The 7,650-nt window shown below is 42.6% G+C and carries 5 protein-coding genes; all 5 read right to left on the bottom strand.

Annotated features, from left to right (window positions below):
• Positions 1 to 770: FG-GAP repeat domain-containing protein (locus WBM98_RS06200; RefSeq protein WP_424365159.1), on the bottom strand; the 770-nt coding region annotated here is incomplete at its 3' end.
• Between the two features lie 164 nt (positions 771 to 934).
• Positions 935 to 1,546, bottom strand: coding sequence for a hypothetical protein (locus WBM98_RS06195; protein WP_424365158.1), 612 nt, complete (start codon positions 1,544 to 1,546; stop codon positions 935 to 937).
• The gene (locus WBM98_RS06190) at positions 1,515 to 4,793 is read right to left on the bottom strand and encodes a VCBS repeat-containing protein (protein WP_424365157.1); all 3,279 of its coding nucleotides are present in this window, start codon (positions 4,791 to 4,793) and stop codon (positions 1,515 to 1,517) included. Before WBM98_RS06190 ends, WBM98_RS06195 begins: the two co-directional genes overlap by 32 nt.
• 64 nt (positions 4,794 to 4,857) lie before the next feature.
• Entirely contained in the window at positions 4,858 to 6,462 is a 1,605-nt protein-coding gene (locus WBM98_RS06185) for a RagB/SusD family nutrient uptake outer membrane protein (RefSeq protein WP_424365156.1), read from the bottom strand.
• Between the two features lie 11 nt (positions 6,463 to 6,473).
• On the bottom strand, positions 6,474 to 7,650 hold a 1,177-nt coding region (locus WBM98_RS06180; protein ID WP_424365155.1), incomplete at its 5' end, for a TonB-dependent receptor domain-containing protein.

Here is a 7,650-nt window from a genome sequence, read left to right as displayed (position 1 = left end):
GTAACGCCTAATCCAAAGCCAATAACACTGCCATAAATGCCGGCTTGTTCACTCACATCCACAAAGATATCCCCATCATTTCGTAATAGTTTATCCCCTCCCAACACATCACGCTCAAAGCGTTCGTTGCGCTGCAAATTGAAACTTCCTATGGACCGATACGAATTGTTCAAAAGGTAAACGTCGAGATCACCATCCCGATCATAATCAAAAAATGAGGCATGCGTTGAAAAACCCTGATTGTCAAGACCATATTTTTCAGCTGACTCAGTAAAGGTTACTTGGCCTGATTCGTCAGGACCGTTATTGATGAACAATTCATTCTGTTTATTGTCTCCTGCGATATCGCCAGAATTACAGACGTAAATATCCAAGTAACCATCCGCATTGATATCGGCCATTGTGACTCCTGTAGACCATGCTTTAGTACCTCCTACTTTCGCCATTTCCGTAATATCCTCAAATTTAAACCCGCCTTTGTTGAGATAAAGTCTGTTGGAATTTAAATTCGATGAAAAATAAATATCGAGCAGCCCATCATTGTTGATGTCACCGAGCGCAACGCCCCCTCCGTTATAGAAATTACGATATTTATACACATTGAAATCATGGTTATAATTCAGGTCATTCACAAAATTCACTCCGGTTTCGGTACTGTCCAGTAATTGAAATAGCATCGTCGACGCTTCATCTTCAGCGTTCTTACCCGTGCAGGAGGAAATCAGTACGCTTACGATCATTAAAAGCGATATGAAAAAATTAGTTTTCATCTATTTGTATTTATGTGTCCTTAATAAGTCAGTGGTAATCCCCATAATTCTTGCTTTTCTAAGGATTTCATGAATCTTCGATTTTGAGATTGACCATCCTGCCCGCCTGCCGAAGGCAGGGTTGATACCAAGAATTATTCTGGCTTATTACATGGAATGTATTATTATTTGAATTTTTCTGGATATTTAATTTTTAGATTTTCGATTTTGACGACCACGTCTTTGATATCTTTGGCATACACCAGGATTTGACGATTGCCGTCGACCTTTACATGGGTTTCTAGCTTCACTTTGTCTGATTTGATGGGGATAAAATCGTTTCCTGGAAACCAGTTCATCAAAGTATCCTTTATTACGGGGAGTAATTTTTTACTGCTCATATCATCATTCCAGGGTGACCAGGCCTTATAAGAGAATTCCATATCCATTCCGGTCATGAAATCATATTCATTGAAACTCCCATAAAAAAGCATATTTATGGCGGTAAGGTTTTTATCGGCATCATTAGAGCTAAGCAGGTATTGAACTGATCTATTGTTCGGACCTTGGGTTACCAATCCCTTATTGTTCAATTGCCAGCACTGATCATAGAAAGATTGTCTGGTGTCGCCAAAAGACATGCCCAAAACCAAACTGTCTTTGGCAATCCCTTTTTCAGCCTCTCTGTTGACGGTTTTGTTATATTCCGATTCACAAGAAGCGAACCAAAGGGTTGACCAAAGGATGCCTGATAGAAATAAGAGTTTATTGAATTTCACGAAATTGAATCTCATCATTGTTTATTGCGGTTAGCAGAATCGTTTTATCTTTTTGCGGAAGAAGGACAAAGTTCCGAATCTGGCCTTTAATTCCAAGACTTTTAACGTTTTTAGTACTATAATTTTTCGCTTGGTCCAATTGACCTAAGACCAACCATCCTTGGGAGGCATCCTGTCTACCGAATTGCGGTTTTACAAGATATTGGTTACCGCCCAAAATAAGATCCTTTATTCCATCACGGTTGGCATCTAAAATTTCAATCGCCGAGATATTGGAGTATTGTACCTCGGAGGGGAGGTGATGCTGACTGAACTTTCCATTTATATTGATGAATACAGTGGTCTCTACCATATCAATATCCAAAATGGTAGCACCTTTAAGCTCTTCTTTCGTAAAAATATCCTCGATCGAGGCAGTGGCATAATCCTTAAAATAGAGAAATTTATTCTTCAGGCCAGGTAGTTGTGAAATGAGTTCGTCCCGATCTACAATCGGATAATATTTTCCGTCTATTTTATGGCAAATGATTTGTTCGGCAAAACCGTTACCATCAAAATCCTTTATATACATGCGAACACCGGGTTTATAAAACGTATTTTTCCCGACGTTGCCGCCAACAATATCCATATCACCATCATTGTCCAGGTCCAAAACGCTTAAGGAAGACCACAAGCCTTTGGTGTGGTCTAGGCCATACCTTGTGGTTTGGTCCGTTAATGTACCTTCATGGTTGATGAATACCTTTATAGACATCCATTCACCCAGTACGACCAGATCTGGCCAACCATCGGCATTTATATCGCTCCAAGTGGCATCGGTAACCATGCCAAGGTCGATCAATTCTTTTTTGTCTGCCAATTCAAAATTGTTATCACCTTTATTTATTAGGACATAACTTGATACTGGCGTGCCATAAAGTTCGGGGTCGAATCTACCCCCCACAAAAAGATCCATATCACCATCTTTGTCATAGTCGGTCGCAGTGACCACAGTCGAACTCAATGGTTGTGGAAAGGGCAAGGCTTTTTTAGTTTTGGAAAAAGTACCCTGTTCATTAAGGTACAAGCGATCATTTAAAAAGGAATCATATTTTGAGAAGGCCTTGCCTCCGCTGCAAACATATAGATCGAGGTCCCCATCATTGTCACTATCGAAAAAGAGGGCGTCGGTATCCTCTGATTTCGCATCTGCCTCAAAGGGTAACGTTACTTCTTTGTAACCCTTGTTATGCGACATAAAAAGACTTCCCGATTGGTTCTTGGCACCTCCCACATAAACATCCATGATACCATCTGCATTGATATCCCCAGTGGCCAAGGCCGGTCCTTCATTATTCGACATATAGGGCAAGAGGCGTTCGCGATTAAAATCCACGAAGGTGTTTTCCTTATGTCTAAAATGGAACAGGGGCGTTGTGTCCGAAAAAGAAACCTTTGGGGTTTGGAGGTTGTTCTTGATTGTTGAAGCACTTGGTTCAGACGGTTCGCGAAATGTATAGGTCTGATTGGAAACAAGGTTTTTTTCCTTGGTATATGCCCCATTGGGCCATACAATGAGCAGGCTATCGACCGAATTAGCTTCGCCCAAACCGAAATGAAGGCCATCACTGACTGAACTTTCAAATCCCCTACTAGGATAATTCTCTGCCATTGCCTTCTGGCCATTCCCAAAATATATGCTGGCTTTAGCACCGATTCCCTTGGTGTTTTTTGATGCGGAAGAAAACTTGAGGAACAAACTCCTATGCGTAAGGGTGTCGGTTTTGTTCTCATAAATAAAAGAGGGCATATTCACGTTGTTCACTACGAGGTCAAGGTCACCATCATTATCAAGGTCCCCGTAAGCACTGCCATTACTAAAACTTGGGGTGTCTAGGCCAAAATCGGCTGTTTTGTCTTCAAAGACAAATCCCCCATTGTTTTTATAGGCGATATTGGGGATCGCCTTTGACGGCATAAGGTCGATGAGTTTCATGATGACCTCATCTTGGGTCTTCATCATATTTCTGACCTTTTCCTCATTGGCCATATAAGTCAGGTAATCCCGATCCAACAGATCTTTGTAAATACCATTACTTATAAAAATATCCCGTAGGCCATCATTGTCCATGTCAAAGATCAAGGAGGCCCAGCTCCATTCCGTGGCATAGACACCTGAAAACCGGCCTATTTCCAAAAAGCCGTTTTCACCCATATTGCGCTGTAGCACATTTCTAGGGAATTGGTGTGCATATCCTTGTCTAACACCGAGGCTGTATTTGTCCCAGGATTCATAAAGTGCCTTCGTGCGTTGGCGTTCAATATTGGTTGGCAACATTTCAGTGACCATTAGGTCGGGCTTAAGATCGTTGTCCAAATCTGCGGCATCAGCACCCATAGAACCCATGGAAAATGAGGAAATCGCAATTTCCGCAGTTTCTTCAAACCCTCCCTTTTGATTATTGATGTATAGATAGTCCCGCTCAAAAAAATCATTGGAGATGAATAGGTCGGGCCAAGAATCTTCATTGAAATCACTTAGGGTAATTCCAAGACCAAAACCTATATTACTGGTATAAATGCCTGCTTCCGAAGAGAAGTCTATGAATTTACCGCCTTCGTTTTTTAGAAATTTGTTCCCCGTATCACTGGGTATATTGCGTTGGTCCTTGATCAAATCGTATACCCCAACAGATCGAATGGAATTATTAAGAAGATAACAATCGAGGTCCCCGTCTTTGTCATAATCGAAAAATGCGGCTTGTACCGATAGTCCCGTGATGTCCAAACCATATTCTTTGGATTGTTCGGTGAACGTTAGGTCGCCATTATTGATAAAAAGCTCATTATGTCTATTGCTGCCTTCCGGTTTTCCTGATTTACAGACATAAATATCGATGAATCCATCATGATTGATGTCTACGAAGGTCGCTCCTGAAGACCAGATATTCGGACAACCTACCCCGGCTTTTTCGGTGATGTCATCGAATTGCCAATCCCCCTTATTCAAATACAGACGATTGTCTACGATGTTCCCAATAAAATAGAGGTCTAAAAGTCCGTCATTGTTAACATCGCCAATAGCGATGCCCCCTCCATTGTAGAAATTGCGGTAGGTATACGGATTGAAATCCTCTGTGTAGGTAAGGTTATTCTGAAAATCCACCCCGCAATTTTCCTTGAGTTCAAAAAGAGGTTGGGTGTTACTGGTTAATTCCTTCTTTAATTCCCGAGAGCAGGAAGTAATTATGGCTAGGCTAAAAACCAATATAATATAAGCTTTCATACGGTTTACCTAAATTAAAAAAGGGTTACCAAAAGTAACCCTTTTTTTTCAAAATTTATAGGGATTAGTACCCTGGATTTTGTGTTAAAGTACCGTTCGCAGCATCAATTTGAGGTTGTGGAATCGGGAACAATGATTTGTAAGCATCATTGTTCGTTTTTTCCCACCAAGGATCATCAAATTTGCCAAAACGAATCAAATCCTGTCTTCTAACCGCTTCCATGAACATTTCACGGCCGCGTTCTGCCAAGAAGGAATCGGCATCCAGGGTAGGCAAAGCGCCAAGACCTGCTCTTGCACGAATGGTGTTCACATCAGGGCCGGCCATAGACCAATCACCTGCTGCCCTTGCCATACCTTCGGCACGGATCAAATACAATTCACCCAAACGAACAATAGGCATGTCATTGTCCATTTCCGATCTTTGGAAAAGACGATTACTGAATTTACCTAAACGGGCCCCTCCTTTTCTTGAGGCATTGGGCTCCAATTCATTGATGTCGGGCGTATAATCCAATTCCAATTGTCCATCGGTAGCGGCGTAATCCAAAATAGCGGATCCATTATAATCCAACTGTGGACCTATAATGAAACTCGCTTTTTTACGCGCATCACCGTCATCATACGAATTGTAAAAATCCTCAAGGGCAGAATAGCCATTCCATGGTTGATCAACAAAATTCCAAGTAAACTGGCTGGAATAGTGAAGGGTCATTACATGGAAATTCATTCCGCCTCCACTAACCCCATCGTAGGCAACCGACCAAATGATTTCCGGGTTGTCTTGGTTGTTAGGGGCAAAAACTGCCGCATACCCTTCTAAATTATCAGGGTCAGAGGCAACAGCTGGTCTTTTGCCAGGGTTGGGCACACTACATCCTACTCCACAGAGTACATAACCAGAATTGTCTATGACATAAGAAGCGGCATCAGCTGCTTCCTGGTATCTCGGCGTACCCGTAAATACTTCAGCGTTCAAGTATAATTTGGCCAATAAGCCAAGGGCCGCATATTGGTTGACCCGATACGGATTGACCTCAACACCGAGTGGGCTTGAGGATAGGTCCATACTACTACTAACCGCACTGATGCCCAAGGCTGTTAACAATTCGCTTTCTACAAAGTTAAAAACTTGTTGCCTTGTTGATTGGGGTGCATCGGTACCTGTTGCGGTAATCAGTTTAACCCTGCCAAAAAGATCTACTAACCTATAATAGAATAAGGCCCGTAATACCTTAACCTGTGCGGTCTGGTTGGCATCCAAACTGGTTGCCAATAAATCATTACACGCCGCGATTGCGTTATATGTCTGGGTCCAAGTGCCATCAATGGGGCCATTGGAAGGACCAAAAGTATGGCGGTGCATATCGATCCAAATACCTCCATCGTACCAGTCACCTCCTTTTTGGGTGACAGCCATTTCATCCGTTGAAACGGACTGTATGGACCAGTAGCCCCCATGGTTGGCGCTACCTGCATCGCGCAGTTTACTAAAGGCAACACTCAAGGCATCATTACCTCCGTTACCACCACCTTCAAAATCTACGTTAGGTTCTACAATACTGACCGGCTGATCGATCTCCCCGATCAGATCTTCTTCCAAATCGGTACAGGAAGCCAAAAAGACCCCGCTGCACATCATGAGTAGTTTAAATATATTTTTTTTCATTGCTTATTTTTTTAAAAGTTTATGTTCAACCCCAGTGTGAAGGTGGTTGCTGAAAAATAGCTGCTTCTTCGATCTATACCGGGAATAAGTGGATCAGGGGAAGCAGTGGGGCTAAAATCACCGTTACCCGCTTCCGAACCTCTATCCTGTAACGCAGGTTCAGGATCAGACCCCGTATAATTGGTGATTGTAAACAAGTTCTGCCCACTGGCCGTAACCCGTACGCCTTTTATATATTTATTTTCCCCAAGGTCGAACGTATATCCTATGGAAAGGTTGTCCAATTTAAAGAAATCGGCTTTTTCTACATATAAGGAGCTGAATTTCGCATTGGTAATTTCAGGATTGGCCAACTCGGTATTCACAAAGTTGTACGACCCTTGGCTACCCACACGTGGTTCATAGAAGGCGCGGTACGTATTGATCAAACTGTGACCAAAAGCCCCTCTGAAAAAGGCATTCAAATCCCATCTTTTATAGGTAAGTCGGTTCGTCCATCCCAATTCAAAATCAGGCGTACCCTTACCCAATACGGCAAAATCGCCATCGGGATCCAAAGCGTTGTTCTGGGCGGTCAAAAGTTGTCCGTCTCCGTTAACGTCTTCCAATACTTGGCTGCCATCGACTACTTCGCCTGTAAAGACGGGTCCCCAAATCTGGCCGATTTCCTCACCTTCCTTAATTCGGATCATATCCGTATCGTTTTGACCGGGTGCGCCCAGAGAACCTCTCATTTCTTGGGGAATGGTGTATTTCTCCAAGGTGGTTTTGTTTCGTGATAGTACAATACCGGTATTATAATTCAGATCTTCGGATTTGACCACATCATAGTTTACGGCCAATTCAAACCCTTGTGATTTCATTTCCCCTGCATTTTCCCATCGTCGTCCAGTGGGGTAGATGGTGACATCCACATCCCGTTCTAAGATAAAGTCACTGATATTTCTGGTATAGATGTCCAAGGTGGCCCCCAATCTTCCGGAAGCGAATTCAACACCAAAGTTGGTTTCCGCTTTTTCCTCCCATTTCAGATCAGGGTTGGCATCGGTAAGTTGGTTACTGCTTAATTTACCATCAGCTGGCTCATATAAAGACCTAGAAAGACCATTACTAGAGGGTAATGCCCCTGTTACCCCATATCCTACACGAACTTTCAATAAATCCACATTGTTCAAATCGAGGTAATGG

Source organism: Maribacter sp. (genome assembly GCF_049667165.1).
Classification (GTDB): domain Bacteria; phylum Bacteroidota; class Bacteroidia; order Flavobacteriales; family Flavobacteriaceae; genus Maribacter_A.
Note: the sequence above shows the minus strand (reverse complement) of the source record. Positions and strands in the feature narration are given on the sequence as shown.

Coding starts and splice junctions, on each gene's coding strand:
- WBM98_RS06185 (WP_424365156.1), bottom strand. CDS start 6,462: ATGAAAAAAAATATATTTAAACTACTCATGATGTGCAGCGGGGTCTTT.
- WBM98_RS06190 (WP_424365157.1), bottom strand. CDS start 4,793: ATGAAAGCTTATATTATATTGGTTTTTAGCCTAGCCATAATTACTTCC.
- WBM98_RS06195 (WP_424365158.1), bottom strand. CDS start 1,546: ATGATGAGATTCAATTTCGTGAAATTCAATAAACTCTTATTTCTATCA.